The organism is Bacillus gobiensis (assembly GCF_001278705.1).
Classification (GTDB): Bacteria; Bacillota; Bacilli; order Bacillales; family Bacillaceae; genus Bacillus; species Bacillus gobiensis.
In genome coordinates this window covers 3,210,816-3,228,492 of sequence record NZ_CP012600.1, presented here as the reverse complement: position 1 = coordinate 3,228,492, position 17,677 = coordinate 3,210,816, and the positions used below count along the sequence as shown (strand labels likewise).

Here is a 17,677-nt window from a genome sequence, read left to right as displayed (position 1 = left end):
ATTCTATTTTTCTGAGGCGATTCTTATTAAAATAAAATAAATAATCAGAAAATTCCAAAGAGTAGGAGGATTAATATGGATCAAATCAATGAAAAAAAAGAGGTCAAACAATACAAAGGCTTTGAGCTGCATTCAAAGGGCTGGATTCAGGAAGCAGCGCTCAGGATGCTAAATAATAATTTGCACCCAAATGTAGCTGAAAATCCGGATGAGCTCATTGTATATGGTGGAATTGGAAAAGCCGCAAGAAATTGGGCGTGCTACGAAGCAATCGTGGAAACCCTTCAGTCTTTAGAAAATGATGAAACGCTCCTTGTGCAATCAGGAAAACCGGTTGCCGTCTTTCGGTCTCATGAGGATGCCCCCCGTGTGCTGATCGCAAACTCTAATTTAGTTCCGGCTTGGGCCAATTGGGATCACTTTCATGAATTGGATAAAAAGGGACTCATGATGTACGGACAAATGACAGCCGGAAGCTGGATTTATATCGGGAGCCAGGGGATTATTCAAGGAACGTATGAAACCTTTGCCGAATGTGCCCGCCAGCACTTTCACGGGAGTTTAAAAGGAACAATTACGGTAACAGCAGGACTCGGAGGGATGAGCGGTGCGCAGCCGCTTGCCATTTCGTTAGCTGGCGGTGTATCGATCTGCATTGAAGTCGATCGTTCCAGAATTAAACGGCGTCTCGATACCAAATATTTAAACACGATGACTGAAGACCTGCAGGAAGCTATCAACATGGCACTTGAAGCAAAGCAATCAGGAAAAGCGATCTCCATCGGCTTGCTTGGAAACGCGGCGGAAGTTTTAAATGAAATGACAGAGCTTGGATTTACTCCTGATATTTTAACAGACCAAACCTCTGCTCATGATCCTTTAAATGGATATATTCCTATCGGTTATTCATTAGAGGAGGCGGAGAACTTGCGAAAAACGGACGGAAAAACCTACATTTCTAAGGCGAAGCAAAGCATTAAGGAGCACGTTCTTGCAATGCTGAAAATGAAGGAACAGGGAGCCGTTACATTTGACTACGGAAACAACATCCGCCAGGTGGCAAAGGATGAAGGAGTCGAAAATGCCTTTGATTTTCCCGGGTTTGTGCCTGCATACATCAGGCCGCAATTCTGCGAGGGAAAAGGGCCTTTCAGATGGGCAGCTTTATCAGGGGACCCTGAAGATATTTATAAAACGGATGAGGTTATTTTAAAAGAGTTCGCTGAGAACACTCATTTGTGCAACTGGATTAAAATGGCGAGGGAAAGAATCGAATTTCAGGGACTTCCTTCCCGAATTTGCTGGCTTGGTTACGGAGAACGAGCGAAATTTGGAAAAATCATTAATGAGATGGTTGCTTCTGGTGAACTGTCAGCACCAATCGTCATTGGCCGTGATCACTTGGATTCCGGTTCCGTCGCTTCGCCAAACCGGGAAACTGAAGCGATGAAGGACGGAAGTGACGCCGTTTCCGATTGGCCGATATTAAATGCGTTAATCAATAGTGTCGGGGGAGCAAGCTGGGTGTCAGTCCATCACGGCGGGGGTGTCGGCATGGGTTATTCGCTTCATGCGGGCATGGTCATTGTAGCAGATGGAACGGAAGCTGCAGCGAAGCGGATCGAACGTGTGCTTACAACAGATCCGGGAATGGGGATCGTCCGCCATGCCGATGCCGGCTACGAAACAGCCGTTCAATCAGCAAAAGAACACGGAATCCATATCCCGATGATTACGAAATAGGAGGCTGCTAATATGACAAAGCCACTCTTTATTCGCCGCGCAAGCCAGCTTGCCACTTTAAAAGGGTCTTCGCAAAAACCGCTTGCCGGAGATCAAATGAAGGATTTGCGGATCGTCGAAGGCGGGTCACTATGGATTGAAGACGGAGTCATTATTTCTGTCGGAGCGGATGAAGAACTCGCTGCAAAGCACAGATCCCAGCTTCAAAACGCAGAACTCATCGATGCGGATGGCTGCCTTGTCACACCTGGACTTGTAGACCCGCATACCCATTTGGTGTTTGCCGGCACTCGGGAAGATGAATTTGATATGCGTTTAAATGGGGCAACCTATATGGAAATTATGAATAGTGGCGGGGGAATTTACGCAACGACAAAGGCGACCCAGGAAGCTTCAGAAGAACTGCTGTACAAAGAAAGCGCAGCTAGGTTGGACCAGTTTCTTCTTCAGGGCGTAACGACGGTGGAAGCAAAAAGCGGATATGGATTGAATCTTGAAACCGAATTAAAACAGCTTCGCGTCGCACAAAGGCTCCAAAACGAGCATGCCGTCGATCTCGTCAGCACCTTTATGGGGGCGCATGCCATCCCCCGTGAGTACAAAGAAAATCCGGATGCATTTGTCGACCTTATCATTCATGAGATGATTCCGAAAGTAGCCGAGCTGGGTCTTGCCGAATTTAATGATGTGTTTTGTGAACATGGCGTGTTTACTCCTGCTCAGTCAAAGCGAATTTTGGAAGCAGGACTGGATCATGGACTCCATCCTAAAATCCACGCGGACGAAATTGAACCTTATGAAGGTGCAGAATTAGCAGCAGAGGTCGGAGCTGTCTCAGCTGACCATCTTCTGAAAGCGTCAGATAAAGGAATCAAAAGGATGGCGGAAAAAGGAGTCATCGCGACGCTTTTGCCGGGCACCGCTTTTTTCTTGATGGCTGAATCAGCGAATGGCAGAAAAATGATTGATACAGGGGTCCCTGTTGCTTTATCGACGGATTGCAATCCAGGTTCTTCCCCGACGCTTTCCCAGCAGCTCATAATGAATCTGGGCTGTGTCAAAATGGGGATGACACCTGCAGAGGTGCTGGCAGCGGCAACGATTAATGCGGCGCATGCGATTAAGCGGGGGCATCTGGTCGGCAGTCTCGAGGAAGGCAAACAAGCGGACGTAGTTATCTTTGATTTGCCAAATTACAAGAGGCTCCAATACCAATATGGAGTGAATCATGTGAAGCGCGTGATTAAAAAAGGGAGAACAGTGGTTCATCAAGGAAGATTAGTGTAGAAAGGAGAAATGAAAAATGGATGACCTGAACCTGGTAAAAGAAAAATCACAACTAACCAATGCCCTTGTCTCTTCTGTTTTACGATTTGTCGGCTACAGCCTGATCGGGATCTTTATTTTCTTTGTCCCGATTACGATTGGGGGCACTTCATCAATCCTTTTAGATCATATTGTAACCTGGATAAGAACTTCATTTTCCGGAGCAGTTCCATACTATGCCCTCCTTGTCGTGGTAGCAGGTGCAGCGCATCCATTCCTGAATAAAAGCTGGAATAAAGATCGTATCAGTATTATTTTTTCAATATTAAAAATTTTGGGTGTTTTACCAACATTCATGATGGTCTTTCATTTAGGACCGGCTTGGCTTATGCAGCCTGATATCGGTCCATTTCTTTTTGAAAAGCTTGTCATCCCCGTAAGCTTGCTTGTCCCGGTAGGGTCGGTTTGTTTAGCCGTTTTGGTCGGATATGGATTGTTGGAGTTTATTGGAGTACTGCTTCAACGAGTGATGAGACCAGTATGGAAAACACCTGGCCGGTCAGCAATTGACGCCGTCGCATCGTTTGTGGGCAGCTATTCAATCGGACTGCTTATTACAAATCGTCTTTTTAAAGAAGGAAAATATACCATTAAAGAAGCTGCCATTATTGCTACCGGTTTTTCTACCGTGTCTGTTACCTTCATGGTGGTAATCGCAAAAACACTTGGACTAATGGAGTATTGGAATTTATATTTCTGGATTTCCTTAGCTGTAACATTTATTGTTACTGCAATCACTGTTCGTATTTGGCCGTTGAATAAAATGAGTGATGATTATTATCAAGGAGAAGGCGATCCGGAAATGATCGTTCGAAAACAAATTTTTCAGCATGCGTGGAAAAGTGCAATGACAACCGCTCAGCAAGCACCTTCTTTATGGAATCTGATCTGGTCGAATTTAAAAGACGGTTTTCTTATGACAATGAGTATTCTTCCATCGATAATGTCCATCGGGCTGTTAGGTCTGATATTAGCTGAGTTCACCCCGTTTTTTGATTGGCTAGGGCTTCTGTTCTTGCCGTTTACTTGGATCCTGCAATTACCGGAGCCATTTTTGGCAGCGAAAGCAGCTTCAGTAGAAATAGCAGAAATGTTTTTGCCAGCTTTGATTGTTGTCGACGCTCCGATCATTACAAAATTTGTCACGGTGTCGTTTCTGTATCAGCGATATTGTTTTTCTCTGCCTCGATTCCATGTATGTTGGCAACAGATATTCCATTCAAAATCCGGGATTTACTATTCATTTGGTTTGAAAGAACGGTGTTAACCCTTCTTATTGTAACACCGATAGCCTATCTTTTTTTCTAAAAATCCAAACAGCAGGTGATCATTATAATGGAATCTACTAAACTTCGTATACAGCCAGACCGTTTACAGAAAAGTATCGAGAAGCTAGCATCGTTTGGGAGAAATGAGCAGGGAGGACTAGATCGAACCACATTTACGCCTGCGGAATTGGAAGCGAGAGATTGGTTAAAACAAGAGCTTCAGTCGCTCGGCCTTGATGTCGTCGTTGACCAGGCGGCAAACATTTGGGGAAAGCGTCCTGGACGTGAAAGCGGACTGCCAGCGATTGCGTTCGGCTCCCATATTGATACCGTTCCAAATGGCGGGAAGTATGATGGTGCACTCGGTGTTTTGCTTGCGTTGGAAGTAATGAAAGTTTTGCAGGAAAATCATCTAACTACTCGCCATCCGTTAGAATTGGTTTCCTTTAGCGCTGAGGAACCAAACCCCTTTGGCTTATCGACATTCGGCAGCAGGGCGATTACGAAAAAATTAACGAAAAAAGACATTGAAGGAGTTAAAAATACGGATGGAGAGCTTTTGACTTCCGCGCTCAAACGCGCCGGCGGCGATCCTGAACTTTTTGAAGAAGCAGCCCGCGATCCAAAGGAGCTAACCGCATTTCTCGAGGTTCATATTGAACAAGGAAAAAGGCTGATCAATGAAGGCATTCCGGTCGGTATCGTCACAGCAATCACTGGAATCTACCGGGAAGAAATCGTTGTTTTCGGTGAAGCGAATCATGCCGGTACGACGCTTATGAATGATCGTAAGGATGCCTTGGCAGCAGCTGCGGAGCTCATTTTAGCGCTTGAAGCCACTTGTAAAAACCATCCGAAAAACGAAGTCGTCGGGACTATCGGAACAATCGCTGTACAGCCGAATGCCGCCAACATTATCCCCAGGGAAGCAAGGCTGACGCTGGAAATTCGCGGCGAAACAAAAGAGCAAATTGAAGAGGTGCGATCGAAATGGCAGAGTCAATTGGAAGAAATAAAATCGAAACGCAGCGTTCGAATTGAGCAAAAGGTTCTCCTCGATCAACCTCCATCACCCATGAGTGAAGAGATTATCCAAGTGATGAAAGAGCAAGCTGACTCATTAGCATTGCCTTATTCTACTCTAGGAAGCATGGCGGGCCATGACGCGACTCATATGGCATCCATTACGAAAAGCAGCATGCTATTTGTACCGAGTATTGACGGGAAAAGCCATTGTCCTGAAGAAGAAAGTAAGCATGAGGATACTGAAAAAGTGGGCAATGTATTGCTTCAGACCATTCTAGCGTTAGATAAAAAAACTAGATTAGGAGGTTTATGATGGCGACATTATTTTGCGCAGCCAGGGTTTACACGAACGATACGTTTCAAAACGATCAAGCGATTTATGTTGAGGATGAAGAAATCAAAGAAATAGGTCCTAAAAAAAGCATGCTTGAAAAGTATAAAGGAGTACAAACGGTCGACTGGAGCCACAAAGCCATTCTGCCGGGTACGATTAATGCGCACAATCACTCCTTTCAAAGTCTTCTAAGGGGGATTGCTGCCGACCGGCCGTTTCTCGAATGGCGTGACGAAGCGCTTTATCGATATACTCCTTTACTGGACGAAGAAGCAATTTATACAGGAGCCTTATTTGCTTTTGGCGAAATGCTGAAATATGGCGCTACCACAGTCAGTGACTTTTTCTATGTGCATAATGGCGGAACGGCGACAGACGAGGCGGTCATTCAAGCGGCAAGGGATATAGGTATACGACTTGTGCTGGCGCGAACGATGTATGATTGGGACGGAGCGCCGACGAGCTATCTGGAAACGGTAGAAAAAGCGGTGGAGCGGACTAGAGCGTTAGCAAAAAAATACCAGGGCAGCGAAATGGTTCACATCCATCCGGCTCCCCACAGTCCGCACGGAGCATCACCGGAAATGATCAAAGCTGGCCACAGGTTGGCAAAAGAGCTCGATACGCCCTTTCATATTCATGTCGCAGAAGAAATGTTCGAGGTCGAGGAAACGTTAGAAAAATACGGCTTGAGACCTGTCCACTATTTGGATTCACTAGGAGTCGTCGATGAACGGATGCTTGCTATCCATCTGGTTTGGCTTGAGGACTCGGAGATTCAACTTCTTGGAAACAAAAACGCTTCTCTTGCTTATTGCCCATCCAGCAATATGTACCTATCAGACGGAGTAACTAACATTCCGGAGCTTCTCCAATCCGGAGTGCGAATTACGCTAGGTTCAGACGGTGCATGCAGCAACAATCGAATCAGCGTGTTTGAAGAAATGAGAATGTGCTCCTTGCTTCAAAAAGTAACAAAGCTGGATGGAACGTGCATTACTGCAAAGCAAGTATACGATATGGGAACAAAGACAGGTGCTGAGCTCTTGAGGCTTCCGGTCGGAGAACTAAAAGAAGGTTTGAAAGCGGATTTCGTCTCGGTTGATTTGAATGACCTGTCCCTTTCCCCGAAAACAGAGCTATTTGCCAACATCGTTTACTCCATGCAGCCGAATGCAATTAAGGATGTCGTCGTGAATGGAAAAACCATTGTAGAAAACGGCGCGCTGCAGAGCGTATCGGAGCAAAGTATTGTGAAACGGGTGGATGACTTGTTTGAGAAGTGGAATGTCTAAAACAGAATCTTAGTTTCTATAAATCAAAAAAAACTCAAATTGGGTACACGATAAAAATAAAGATCACAGTGCTGCTGAAAGTAAGATGGTTGTTGCAGTGAAGTCAAATAAAACCCAGGCTCCTGTACCTTTAAAATCTGAAATGCGTACAGAAGGTATTCCTTATGTTAAACAAATATTAGTTAAAGCACTTCGTTATGGTGGTCCTACCCTAGTAAACTTTATTAAAAAAATTCCATATAAATGGGCTCAAAAAGCTGGTGAAGCTTGTGCTAAGTTAAGTGGGGACATAAAGCGGCTGACGTTATAGATGAAATGACAGGTTTTAAGGAAACAGGGGTTACTTGGGCTTTAGTAGAACGCAGAACTGTAAATATATGATAAAAACTTGTGTCTTGACTTGAGCGAAAGTCTTCACAAAACTTTGATCTGCAAATTTTCATAGCCTTTTTTGTCAAACACTAATGTTTAAACCTATGTTGAAAGGGTGTGTGCAAAGTTGAATGAAACTGAAAACAAACGTGTTGACAATATGGATGAAAACATTGAGGAAATGTCACTAACGATTAAAGAAGCTGTTCAATATATTGGAGAATCATCTGTTGTTGTTCGTAACTGGATGCGAGAGCTGAAATCCCATATTCCTACTATACAAGGAGAGAACGCCAGCAGGTTGAGGGCGCAGCCTAGGAGGTTCGAATTCTAGTTTTTTCAACTCCGGAATAATATCATTTGCGATTGCAGCAGATACACAGAATGTAACCATCCAACAATTTGCTTCATTTTCTCTAGGTTAAGTAAAAAATAAAATGATCGCTAACAACAGAGTACAAATGAATAATATATGTCATAACTCCGAAACAATCTTTAAAATATCTGTGGGGTGTTGTGCAACATAGTCTGCACTATTTAAAAGTTTAATTGAATCGTACCCCCAAGTTACTGCAGCACAGCAAAGTTGATTCTTTTTAGCAGCTTTAATATCCCGTAGCTCATCACCGATATAAATAACGTCTTTTTTGTTTAACTTATTTCTTTTTAAAAAAGTGGAAATGTCTTTTGATTTAGAAAAAGGATTAAACGAATAATGAGTGTAATCAAACATGTTAATTGAATTACTTGTTAAAAACTGAGTCGTTACATCACGGGAGTTGGTTGTCAAAAATCCTAAACGGTACCCCCTTTGTTTTAGTTCATGAATCACCTCATTTATGCCGTCAACAGAGTTCAAATTAGGGATGTATTTTTGATACCTTTGTTTAATGGTTATCCCAAGACTTAGCAACTTGTGCATGGGGATGTTGAGTCTTTTAAATCTGTCAGTTATTGATAATGTACTTAAATATGCAACTTCCTCTTCGTTAATTTTTTTGTAACCCTTCTTTTCAGCAATTTCATTATAAATAGTAATTGCTAGAGATCTGGTATTTACAATAGTTCCGTTGAAATTAAAAAGTATAACTTTAGACATTATCATTCTCCTATCCAGATTTCATTTCACCTAATCGCACCATCAACATTTTTCCACGAAAATATTCTAATTTGAATTTATCGTATTACTTCAAATTTGTAAATAAAGCTATGTTCTTAAATATAAATCAAAAATTAAGCGCTTTATTTTGTTTTTATTTACTCAGTTCTTTTGATTGGCTGATATCTAATGAATATATGAAATCAAATGAGGAACTGCTCCAAAGGGGGATTTAGATGTAACTACTACTGCTTGGTTAGGTTCTGCATCGGACAGCAAGGACCTGCGTTATGAGCAATATGAGCAACTATATTTTTCAAAAATTATAAATTTTCTGTCAAAAGATGTTACACATGAGTTGGCGAACACAATTAATTGAATCATAATCATAAATGTGGGATCTACTAGAAAAATTTGAGAGAGGAGATAAGATGATGAGTAAAATTACATTGAAATAGCACCACCGTATAATTAGTGTTAAAGCTAAACTGATGATCCGGTATTCCGATGTTTCTTCTTGAAGTCAATTACCAAGTACTTTTGAGGAACTTTTTACGTGCCTTTTTAAAACAAATTTACCTATCTGGAGGAATGTGAAATGGAAAAAATGTGTATGGAAATGACGATGATGACATGTATGGAAAGGATGATGTGTGAAATGAATTGTATGAAGATGATGATGGATCAGATGGGTGACATGAACATGGAAATGAATATGGACATTGATCAAATGATGCCTAAAATGAAAGAGTGCGATGAAATGATGACATCTATGATGGACATGATGGTTAGCATGAAATGAAAGCGTTATAGCACATATGAAGGCACTTTATCCAAATAGGATAAGACGCCTTTATATTCACATTCCATTTTATAAAATAGGGAATTCGGGGTTTCCCGGACATTGTTGATGACGGTGCTGAAGCAAAGAGCGAGTGAAGCGCATTATATTGGGTTTATGCGGTAGCTGAAAGATGAGCGCATCGCGGCTTTTGGACGCTTGATCTATGATATTGGCTATGAGGAGATATCGTTTTATTGAGTAAAACTATTGCACAAAAGAGCTCAAAAAAAACGACCCGCAACCGGCTAAGCGGTCACCGAGTCACTTCATTCTATTATTTCTTCTTTTTATCATAATATTGGACAGGATACATGGAGCCTTCAGAAACCATTTTGTTATCTTCAATATCTTTGGAATCAGGGTTTCCTGCTTTGTCTACTGGGAACGAGTCTAATTGTTTCTTATTTGTGATTTTTGAGATTTCAGATTTCATTCTTCCGATCAAACCTTTTACTTTTTGGCGGTTCGTTTTATCTTTTAACCAATAGGATGTGACAACTCCAGCACCAATTGTTGATACGGCAACGGTTGAAATTAGCGTTTTCTGTTTCATCACGATCTCTCCTTTTTTGGTTCTGGTTTTTAGATAATATTCCCGCGATTATCTTTATTAAACATAGCGAACAAAAGACACACCGCCTTATACGACGATGTGTCCTTTTTGATAATATTACCAGACAAACAATCCGACCATTGCTGCACTTAATAAGGATACGGCAATTCCGCTGACAAAAAGCTTCCACACATTTTTGCCGATGATAGCCGATTTTTCTCCGCTCAATACGGAGTTATACGTTCCGTAAATCATACCGACAGTGCTGAAGTTCGCAAATGATGTTAAGAATGTAGTAGCTACTGCGATTGTATGAGGCGGGAGTGAATCCAGCTGCGTTTTTAAATCGCTCATGGCAATAAATTCATTTGTGGCGAGTTTGATTCCCATTAGCTGTGCAACATACATGGCATCATGACCTGTTAGTCCAAGTAATACGGCAAATGGGCTGAATATATAGGAGAAGATGCTCTGTATAGTTAGCCCTTGTATAAATAAACCTAAAATTCCATTAAGCGCTGCAGTTAATGCCACGTAACCGATTACCATAGCCAGGATGACAATTACCATGTTCATTCCAACTAACATGCTGTTGGAAATGGTCGAGAAGAAATCTTTTTTCTCTTCTTTCGGTGGTACATAAACGATGTCTTCTTCTTTTGTCACGTCAACCGGATTTAAGATATTCGCTATGATAAGCGCATTTAAGCAATTTAATGGTATGGCAGTAAACACATATGTGGCAGGTACCATGGCTAAATAAGAACCAATAATTGATCCGCTGATGCTGCTCATACTCATCAGTCCAAACGTAAGCAAACGTCTGTCATTGACTGCTGATAGTTGTTGGCGAATAACAGCTAGTGCTTCTGTATTCCCAAGAAACATCATTTGAATCGAGAAAAAACTCTCTAACTTCGGTAATCGAGAAGCTTTTGAAATCACCCAGCCTATTTTGTCAATAATCCATGGTAAAATACCGAAATAAGATAAAATATCAAAGAATGTGACTACAAAAATGATCGGAAGCAATGCGCTAAAGAAAAAGTCAACGGTTGGGTTAGCCATGGCCGATGGGAAGGCAAAAGAAATTCCTTCGCTTGCACATTCTACCAGCCAAGTGAAGAATGAACCAATCTGATTAATGACCCAGCTGCCGATCTTTGTTCCTAACATAAACCATGTGATAAGCAATTCGAGAACAATTAACGATAAGATTGGTCTCCACTTTACTTTCTTCTTGTAAGGAGAAAATAAGTAAACCACTGCCGTGACAACAATTAGTCCTAAAATATTCAATAAAAAGTACATAAAAGCAACTCCCAGCTATATTTTTGACAAACAAAAAAACTCTTATCTTCCACGGATCCTAACAAAAAACAGAAAGCGTGAAAAATAAGAGCAACAAGAAACGAATAGGACAATACATTCCTTTTATTGTTCATTTATCCAAACTTTTCTGTAGTCTAGTCATTTACGGTTACTAGGTAGAAACGATCAGTCCATATTACCGATCATATACAGAAACAATATTAATTTTATGAAACAGGTGTATTTTAACTTGGGAAATTTCAAAAATCAACCTTATGAGACGTTTTCAAAATAGTCTATTTTTCGTAATAAAGAGCTGAGTAAGTTTTTTGTTAGCCCGCTGGTTATTTATAAACACTCCATAGTTTTTTTCATCATATGAAACATTATGGAGGTGATACGATGAAACCTGACTTTGAAAACGGCGCTTCTCACGTTTGGTATCCAGCTTCAACGGAAGATATTTCCGTTGAACAAGAAGAAGTAAATGAGGTTGAAGAAGAATCGTTACCATCCGACGAACCTAAAGGGCCTTTCCTGAATTGGCTTTAATTCGCTCCGAATGTCAATATGTAAAACCGGCCATCATAAGAATAGGCTGGTTTTATTTCTTTTTTCACGATCCAAAAGATTGCATCGTTCAGTCTTCTGTTCTATGATGGTACAAGCTGTGTTTTAATTTATATTCTGCATAAACGTGCGTGATATTATAAATGTTTTCCAAATTTTAAAATGAGTTGTCAAATTGTTATACTATCAGTAGGCTGTAATTATCGTGTGAAAATATTTAAAAAGAGGGTTACTAATGAGTAAAACATCTATTTACGGATTGACATTAGATCAATTGACTTCTTGGCTTGTGGAGCATGGACAGAAAAAATTCCGTGCACAGCAGGTTTGGGATTGGCTATATGTAAAACGGGTTACGGAATTTTCGGAAATGATAAATGTGAATAAAGACTGTATTCAGTTATTAGAAGAGCATTTTGTATTGCACACATTAAAGCAAGAAGTTAAACAATCATCAGCTGACGGAACTGTGAAATTTTTATTTAACTTGACGGATGGCAACCTGATTGAAACGGTATTAATGAGGCATAAATACGGCTTGTCGGTTTGTGTGACCACACAAGTAGGGTGTAACATTGGCTGTACGTTTTGTGCAAGCGGTTTGTTGAAAAAAAGCCGTGATTTATCCGGCGGGGAAATCGTGGAGCAGATTATGAATGTTCAGCACCATTTAGACGAAGCGGGACAAGGGGAAAGAGTTAGTCACGTTGTAGTGATGGGGATTGGCGAGCCATTTGATAACTTTGAGAACATGGTCGACTTTTTGCATATCATTAATTCCCAAAAAGGGTTGGGCATTGGCGCCCGCCATATTACAGTGTCTACGAGCGGCCTTGCCAATAAGATTTATGAATTTGCTGATTTGAATATTCAAGTGAACCTTGCGATTTCGCTGCATGCACCGAACAACGAGCTGCGCACACGGATTATGAAAATCAACCGTGCTTATCCGCTCGAAAAATTAATGCCGGCAATCGATTACTATTTAGAAAAAACAAACCGAAGAATTACATTTGAATATATTCTGCTTAAGGATGTCAATGATCATAAGGAAGAAGCCTTACAGCTTGCTTCACTTCTCGGCGACAAACGCCATCTTGCGTACGTAAACTTAATTCCATACAATCCTGTATACGAGCATGACCAATATCAAAGAAGTGATAAAGAAGCGATATTGGCGTTTTATGACACGCTTAAAAAGAAAGGCATAAATTGTGTCGTCCGCCAGGAGCACGGAACCGATATTGATGCCGCATGCGGACAATTACGAAGCAAACAAATAAAAAAGACCAAAGCTTGAACGTGATCATTTTGGGAAAAACGTGTTGATTTAGACACGTTTTTTCTTTTTTTCTCACAAATCTTTAGTCGTAGTCAGGCTGTTGTAATATTGCTCCTTAAACTCCATTGGCGAAAGGCGGATAAACTTTTTAAACATTCGATTAAAGTGGGCTAATCAGACTGCGGAAATGGCAGAAAACTACTTACTTAAATATAGTTAAACTATAAGGTTGTCGAAGAAACCTTCGGCAGTTTTTTTATATTTTGAAAGTAAATAATCGCGTAAAAATACCGATCAATAGAACAAGCCGGAGGGGAAAATTTATTATAATAGTAAAAGCTAGCCTCTATTAAAAACCAAGCAAGGAGTAAAAATCATGATTGATTTCGACCAGCAGCAGCGTATACATATCGGAAAGGTAATGAAATATATTGAACAAAACTTGGATCAGAAACTGTCTTTGGAGCAGTTGGCCAAAGTATCGTCCTACTCTCAATTTCATTTTCACAGAATATTTACCGGGCTGATCGGCGAAACCCCTTCAGATTATGTAAAAAGAATACGAATGGAGAAAGCGGGCATTTTCTGATTTACGAGCCCGGGATGACGGTAACGGAGATTGCACTCACCTGCGGTTTTTCTTCTCTTTCTTATTTTACCGCATCGTTTACATTATGTTCCCAGAGGTTCTATGAAAAGATATTCAATGATTACAGCTATAGAGACATTGCTAAGGAACTCCAAGTAAATCCTAAGATTATTAAGGACTATTTCATTTCAGAAGGTTTGATTAAAGGCTGATGAAGAAGTAAACAGGCTATGGCCAAATACAGCTGTAGCCAGTTATTGTGCCTGAAAAAGTTTCCAAACCTGCCCCCAAATTTTTTATCGCTGCTTTCACTTTTCTTATAGTGAAAAAACCGAGGGGCATACTTTAGTTTAAGTAAGCACCCTTTAGCTGACCAACGTAATGAACAAAAACAAAAGTTTACTTATTTGCCTAATTCTTAATCTCTTCTGTTTCTTTCAGCATATTATGTTGGGTACCTATCTGAAAAGGAGCGAAATCATATGGTATTTTTGCCACCACAAGGTCTAACCAGACAGCAACCACAATCGCCTCCCCCGCCATTCATTCCACCTAAGCCTTCTGTATCCTATATAATTGACTGTTTATACCAAAACACTTTTGTTTGGCTAATAAATGGAGAAGGCTTTTGGTTTTACCCAACTCGCGTCGAGTATGATGAAGTTTCTGGATATAGATGGAACGGTGTCTTCTGGACGTTTTATGGTATTGATCCAAGATTTATTGATGCTGTTGCCTGTCCTCCAATCCCTACTCTTTACTAAAAGCAAAAGCTAAAACTGTCACCAAATATTACCGACAAAAGATTTCGTGGCTGCTTGTACAAATAGCGGGGGACGACACTTTATTATCAGGTCTTGGGTTTGGATTGATGATTGGGCTTTTGGCAGCATTCGTTTTTTTGAAAAACACTGTCTTCTGTTTAACGACGACGAAAATTTATGCAATTGCAATGGGTGAACACATGATCTCATTTATGCTGCTCGGCATGCTGCATGCTCTGTGGAGATAAGTTATAGATCAATGCTAGTTATATGCCTACACAAGGTGATTTATCGTGAATAAAATGGGATGGATATTTAACCATATTTTGAAAGGGTGTAACATTGTGTATCCATCTTGCGCTGTACCATACGATCTCAAAAGAGAAACCTTATGCCAAGTTCAACCATGGGTTCATTATGGTTTAAATGAAGCTCAATTCACATCTGTCCCCCATGCTATGACGGAAGTTGCAGCTATCGCCTATCTGATGGGTAAAGGATATGATCCGAGAACAGCACATCGAATAGTCGAATCATGGGAAGTTAATGAAGTATTTTATTTGTAATAGTAATTATTCACCTGTGAAGGGTAGCGCGAGCTGCACCTTCATTTTTTTTGAATTAAAAAACAAATGACAAAAATTAATATTTGTCATTTGTTACTTGGTGTGTTAATCTCAAAATATAAATATAGAACATTGAATTTGCAACTATTGATTATGGAGGTGCTGCTAAGGTCAGAATCCTCTTATATAAAAGAAAAGGAGAGTGCATTGGTTTAGATGATGGATAAGAAAAACAGTATTTTAAGTAAGAAAGATATTTTAGATGCAGCTGAAAAAACATTGCGCCGTTTTGGACCGAATAAAACATCAGTGACAGATGTGGCGAAAGAATTAAATATCAGTCACGGAACAATTTATAGACACTTTCCGAATAAAGCTGCTTTAAAGGAAGCTGTAACAGAAAGGTGGCTGGAGGAGGAAATTATTGCTCCTTTGAAGCGATTCACTCATTCAGAAGAGTCTGCTTCAGCTCATTTGCTGAAAGAATTTATTTTCGCACTTTGCTCACTTAAGAGAAGCCATGCGGAAAATGATGAAGAAATGTTTAAAATGTATGCAGAAGTGACAGTCGAATCTACAGAGATCGTTGAAAACCATGTCAATTGCATTATTGAAATGTTAAGTCTAATTATTGAAAAAGGGATTCATGCAAAAATCATAAAAGATATAAATCATAACAATGCTTTATCTCGTTCTATTTTTTACGCGACGACAAGATTTCATCATCCATCGCATGCATACGAATGGAAAAGCGAAACGATTGATGAAGAACTTGATCTGGTTTGGGCGCTAATAAAAGAGGGTTTTGTCGTTTCAAAAGCGGAACATAAGAAGCAGGCCGAAAATAAATAAAGCGAAAGAAGGAAGAGATATGACTACAAAATTAAACGGAAAAGTTGCGATCGTGACAGGGGCTTCGAGAGGAATAGGGAATGCGATAGCTGAACAATTAGCAGATTTAGGGGCAAAAGTAGTCATTAATTATTCCAGCAGTCCTGAAAATGCTGACGAAGCGGTAAAGCTGATTCAAGAGAAAGGCGGCGAAGCGATCGCTTTACAAGCGGATATTAGCCAACTGAGCGATCTCGAAAATTTATTCACCGAAACGATCAATGCTTTCGGAAAAATAGATATTCTTGTGAATAATGCCGGTTTAATGGTGAATAACCCTCTCTTGGAAGTAACTGAAGAAGAATTTGATAAGCATTTTGCGATCAATGCAAAAGGGACCTTCTTCGCGTGCCAATTAGGAATGAAGCATATGGAAAATGGAGGGCGGATTGTGAATATATCCACTTCTGTTAATGGACAAATGTTTCCGGCTTACAGTGTATATGCAGGAACAAAAGGAGCTGTTGAACAATTTACAAGACAGCTTGCCAAAGAATTTGGCCCTAAACGGATTACGATTAATGCTGTTGCACCGGGTCCGGTGAACACAGAGCTTTTTACTGAAGGCAAAACGGAGCAGCAAATAGAAGGCATCAAGAAGATGAATGCTTTTCAGCGAATCGGCGAGCCAGAAGATATTGCAAATGTGATTGAATTCTTAGTCAGCTCACAATCTCAATGGATCACTGGTCAAACGATTCGGGTAAATGGCGGGTTTATTTAATCGGGTTGCGGGTTGTTTTGTCGTAAAATGAATCATTGAAAAAGGACCCATTTGCGGTCCTTTTTCTCTATTAAACTTTAGGTATTTCATTTCCTTCTAATAGCGCTTTCAAATTTTCTAAAGATGGATCGAAACCTTTTATATTCATTGTAACTCTTGTTCCGTTTCTCTCCTCTTCTAATACGATTGATATAAGTGTTTGTTGTGAGTCCAAGGAAAAGGAAAATTCCTGATATAAATGAACTTTTTGAATGGTTAAGGTCATAGGAAGTTTTTCAGTTAGATGATTATGAGCGCTGGGCATTAACGTAAAAGTGATTTTCCCCCCAATCTATAGGCTGGGAATATCCCAAGGCGAGCCTGGTGCATACCATTGTAAAAGCTGGGCTTCATCAGTAATAGCATTCCAAACGGTTTCTTTCTTCGCGTCAATCCAAACAGTGCTTTTACCTTCTGCAGTTCCCATCCTTCATACCTCCGCTCATTCATTTCAATATGCTTTTTTTGGATGCCAGTCCTCGCTTCCGGATGGGAGCAAATCGAATAAAGGCCAGACGATGCAATAGTCGTCCCCTGGACCAAAGGGTGCTTTAGCATGGCGGGAGATTTGTCCGTTGTGATTCTTTACAAAGACTGAAACTCCTGGATAGAATGATCCGTCCTCTGATTGAAACCCCATGTCTTTTGTAAAGGTTGAATCCTTTGTGGAGACCATTTTAAAGGTCCAGCCCCTTTCTTTTGCAAATTGAGATTGAGTCTCGTAATCGTTTGGCGAGGCAACGACAAAGGAAGCCTTGTTGTTCAGATGAGGTAAAACACCGTTAAACCCATCTGCCCACATCGTGCAATAAGAGCAGGATTTTCCCATGTTATGAATAAGAATAAGCTCGTCTTTTTCTTGAAATAAGCTTAAAAGAGATACATCTTTTCCGTTTTCGTCTTTGAAAATATAATTCTCGACTTCCAGATTCGGGAGGCTTGTTCGTAAATTGGCTAAATCTTTTTTCTTTTTCATAAGCTCTTGTTCCAACGAATCGATTTCTTTTTCTAAAGAAGCGGCAGAATCCATATGCATTCTTTCTATTCTCCTTTACATACCTTATTTTAAAAGTCTGATAAT

At 40.5% G+C, this 17,677-nt stretch carries 20 protein-coding genes, 1 pseudogene and 1 riboswitch; of the genes and pseudogenes, 15 read left to right on the top strand and 6 right to left on the bottom strand.

Going from position 1 to position 17,677, the window contains the following annotated elements; all coding sequences use genetic code 11:
- Window positions 1-75: 75 nt before the first annotated feature.
- From hutU to AM592_RS16180, 7 genes and pseudogenes are all read left to right on the top strand, one after another.
- On the top strand, window positions 76-1,743 hold the full coding sequence (hutU, locus tag AM592_RS16210) for a urocanate hydratase (RefSeq protein WP_053604768.1): 1,668 nt from the start codon (window positions 76-78) through the stop codon (window positions 1,741-1,743).
- Between the two features lie 12 nt (window positions 1,744-1,755).
- Entirely contained in the window at window positions 1,756-3,030 is a 1,275-nt protein-coding gene (gene hutI, locus AM592_RS16205; RefSeq protein WP_053604767.1) for an imidazolonepropionase, read from the top strand.
- A 16-nt stretch (window positions 3,031-3,046) separates the two neighbouring features.
- Window positions 3,047-4,377 (top strand): annotated as a pseudogene (locus AM592_RS16200) (YjiH family protein).
- 27 nt (window positions 4,378-4,404) lie between these two features.
- A complete protein-coding gene (locus AM592_RS16195) occupies window positions 4,405-5,676 on the top strand; it encodes a Zn-dependent hydrolase (RefSeq protein ID WP_053604765.1) in 1,272 nt (423 codons plus the stop codon).
- Window positions 5,676-6,992, top strand: a complete 1,317-nt coding sequence (locus AM592_RS16190) for an amidohydrolase family protein (RefSeq protein WP_053604764.1) — start codon at window positions 5,676-5,678, stop codon at window positions 6,990-6,992. Before AM592_RS16195 ends, AM592_RS16190 begins: the two co-directional genes overlap by 1 nt.
- Window positions 6,993-7,089: 97 nt before the next feature.
- Window positions 7,090-7,302, top strand: a complete 213-nt coding sequence (locus AM592_RS23455; protein ID WP_053604763.1) for a hypothetical protein — start codon at window positions 7,090-7,092, stop codon at window positions 7,300-7,302.
- Between the two features lie 189 nt (window positions 7,303-7,491).
- On the top strand, window positions 7,492-7,698 hold the full coding sequence (locus AM592_RS16180) for a hypothetical protein (protein ID WP_053604762.1): 207 nt from the start codon (window positions 7,492-7,494) through the stop codon (window positions 7,696-7,698).
- Between the two features lie 141 nt (window positions 7,699-7,839).
- Here the strand turns inward: AM592_RS16180 and AM592_RS16175 are convergent, their stop codons facing one another.
- Complete coding sequence (locus AM592_RS16175) at window positions 7,840-8,463, bottom strand: HAD-IA family hydrolase (protein ID WP_053604761.1); 624 nt, start codon at window positions 8,461-8,463, stop codon at window positions 7,840-7,842.
- A gap of 598 nt (window positions 8,464-9,061) precedes the next feature.
- On the opposite strand from AM592_RS16175, the gene AM592_RS16170 reads away from it, so the two are divergent.
- Complete coding sequence (locus AM592_RS16170; RefSeq protein ID WP_053604760.1) at window positions 9,062-9,265, top strand: hypothetical protein; 204 nt, start codon at window positions 9,062-9,064, stop codon at window positions 9,263-9,265.
- Window positions 9,266-9,581: 316 nt separating this feature from the next.
- Here the strand turns inward: AM592_RS16170 and AM592_RS16165 are convergent, their stop codons facing one another.
- Window positions 9,582-9,860, bottom strand: a complete 279-nt coding sequence (locus tag AM592_RS16165) for a hypothetical protein (protein WP_053604759.1) — start codon at window positions 9,858-9,860, stop codon at window positions 9,582-9,584.
- A 117-nt stretch (window positions 9,861-9,977) separates the two neighbouring features.
- A complete protein-coding gene (locus AM592_RS16160; RefSeq protein ID WP_053604758.1) occupies window positions 9,978-11,171 on the bottom strand; it encodes a nucleoside transporter C-terminal domain-containing protein in 1,194 nt (397 codons plus the stop codon).
- A 131-nt stretch (window positions 11,172-11,302) separates the two neighbouring features.
- Window positions 11,303-11,404, bottom strand: a riboswitch (purine riboswitch).
- Between the two features lie 169 nt (window positions 11,405-11,573).
- Between AM592_RS16160 and AM592_RS24195 the strand changes: the two genes are divergently transcribed.
- From AM592_RS24195 to AM592_RS16150, 3 genes are all read left to right on the top strand, one after another.
- Entirely contained in the window at window positions 11,574-11,723 is a 150-nt protein-coding gene (locus tag AM592_RS24195; protein ID WP_158320315.1) for a hypothetical protein, read from the top strand.
- A gap of 253 nt (window positions 11,724-11,976) precedes the next feature.
- Entirely contained in the window at window positions 11,977-13,041 is a 1,065-nt protein-coding gene (gene rlmN, locus AM592_RS16155; protein ID WP_053604757.1) for a dual-specificity RNA methyltransferase RlmN, read from the top strand.
- A 358-nt stretch (window positions 13,042-13,399) separates the two neighbouring features.
- Entirely contained in the window at window positions 13,400-13,612 is a 213-nt protein-coding gene (locus AM592_RS16150; protein WP_211086154.1) for an AraC family transcriptional regulator, read from the top strand.
- Between the two features lie 411 nt (window positions 13,613-14,023).
- On the opposite strand, the gene AM592_RS25035 is transcribed toward AM592_RS16150, so the two are convergent.
- On the bottom strand, window positions 14,024-14,155 hold the full coding sequence (locus AM592_RS25035) for a hypothetical protein (RefSeq protein ID WP_264080138.1): 132 nt from the start codon (window positions 14,153-14,155) through the stop codon (window positions 14,024-14,026).
- A gap of 328 nt (window positions 14,156-14,483) precedes the next feature.
- Between AM592_RS25035 and AM592_RS24190 the strand changes: the two genes are divergently transcribed.
- The 4 genes from AM592_RS24190 (at window position 14,484) to AM592_RS16135 (ending at window position 16,557) form a co-directional block, all read left to right on the top strand.
- Window positions 14,484-14,624, top strand: coding sequence for a hypothetical protein (locus AM592_RS24190; RefSeq protein WP_158320314.1), 141 nt, complete (start codon window positions 14,484-14,486; stop codon window positions 14,622-14,624).
- Window positions 14,625-14,720: 96 nt separating this feature from the next.
- Window positions 14,721-14,942 (top strand): hypothetical protein, encoded by a 222-nt coding sequence (locus AM592_RS16145; RefSeq protein ID WP_225970248.1) that lies wholly within the window; start codon window positions 14,721-14,723, stop codon window positions 14,940-14,942.
- 216 nt (window positions 14,943-15,158) lie between these two features.
- Window positions 15,159-15,794 carry a TetR/AcrR family transcriptional regulator gene (locus AM592_RS16140; protein ID WP_312883809.1) on the top strand — a complete coding sequence of 212 codons (636 nt, stop codon included), beginning with the start codon at window positions 15,159-15,161 and terminating at the stop codon, window positions 15,792-15,794.
- Between the two features lie 19 nt (window positions 15,795-15,813).
- On the top strand, window positions 15,814-16,557 hold the full coding sequence (locus AM592_RS16135) for an SDR family oxidoreductase (protein WP_053604756.1): 744 nt from the start codon (window positions 15,814-15,816) through the stop codon (window positions 16,555-16,557).
- A gap of 331 nt (window positions 16,558-16,888) precedes the next feature.
- Here the strand turns inward: AM592_RS16135 and AM592_RS25030 are convergent, their stop codons facing one another.
- Both AM592_RS25030 and AM592_RS16125 read right to left on the bottom strand, forming a co-directional pair.
- Window positions 16,889-17,023 carry an SRPBCC family protein gene (locus AM592_RS25030; protein ID WP_264080137.1) on the bottom strand — a complete coding sequence of 45 codons (135 nt, stop codon included), beginning with the start codon at window positions 17,021-17,023 and terminating at the stop codon, window positions 16,889-16,891.
- Window positions 17,024-17,047: 24 nt separating this feature from the next.
- Entirely contained in the window at window positions 17,048-17,632 is a 585-nt protein-coding gene (locus AM592_RS16125) for a DUF899 family protein (protein ID WP_053604755.1), read from the bottom strand.
- Window positions 17,633-17,677: the final 45 nt, after the last annotated feature.

Coding starts and splice junctions, on each gene's coding strand:
- AM592_RS16190 (WP_053604764.1), top strand. CDS start 5,676: ATGGCGACATTATTTTGCGCAGCCAGGGTTTACACGAACGATACGTTT.
- AM592_RS16135 (WP_053604756.1), top strand. CDS start 15,814: ATGACTACAAAATTAAACGGAAAAGTTGCGATCGTGACAGGGGCTTCG.
- AM592_RS16160 (WP_053604758.1), bottom strand. CDS start 11,171: ATGTACTTTTTATTGAATATTTTAGGACTAATTGTTGTCACGGCAGTG.
- AM592_RS16195 (WP_053604765.1), top strand. CDS start 4,405: ATGGAATCTACTAAACTTCGTATACAGCCAGACCGTTTACAGAAAAGT.
- AM592_RS25030 (WP_264080137.1), bottom strand. CDS start 17,023: ATGGGAACTGCAGAAGGTAAAAGCACTGTTTGGATTGACGCGAAGAAA.
- AM592_RS16170 (WP_053604760.1), top strand. CDS start 9,062: ATGGAAAAAATGTGTATGGAAATGACGATGATGACATGTATGGAAAGG.
- AM592_RS16125 (WP_053604755.1), bottom strand. CDS start 17,632: ATGCATATGGATTCTGCCGCTTCTTTAGAAAAAGAAATCGATTCGTTG.
- AM592_RS16140 (WP_312883809.1), top strand. CDS start 15,159: ATGATGGATAAGAAAAACAGTATTTTAAGTAAGAAAGATATTTTAGAT.
- AM592_RS25035 (WP_264080138.1), bottom strand. CDS start 14,155: ATGGCGGGGGAGGCGATTGTGGTTGCTGTCTGGTTAGACCTTGTGGTG.
- AM592_RS16175 (WP_053604761.1), bottom strand. CDS start 8,463: ATGTCTAAAGTTATACTTTTTAATTTCAACGGAACTATTGTAAATACC.
- hutI (WP_053604767.1), top strand. CDS start 1,756: ATGACAAAGCCACTCTTTATTCGCCGCGCAAGCCAGCTTGCCACTTTA.
- AM592_RS24195 (WP_158320315.1), top strand. CDS start 11,574: ATGAAACCTGACTTTGAAAACGGCGCTTCTCACGTTTGGTATCCAGCT.
- AM592_RS16150 (WP_211086154.1), top strand. CDS start 13,400: ATGATTGATTTCGACCAGCAGCAGCGTATACATATCGGAAAGGTAATG.
- AM592_RS24190 (WP_158320314.1), top strand. CDS start 14,484: ATGATTGGGCTTTTGGCAGCATTCGTTTTTTTGAAAAACACTGTCTTC.
- rlmN (WP_053604757.1), top strand. CDS start 11,977: ATGAGTAAAACATCTATTTACGGATTGACATTAGATCAATTGACTTCT.
- AM592_RS16165 (WP_053604759.1), bottom strand. CDS start 9,860: ATGAAACAGAAAACGCTAATTTCAACCGTTGCCGTATCAACAATTGGT.
- hutU (WP_053604768.1), top strand. CDS start 76: ATGGATCAAATCAATGAAAAAAAAGAGGTCAAACAATACAAAGGCTTT.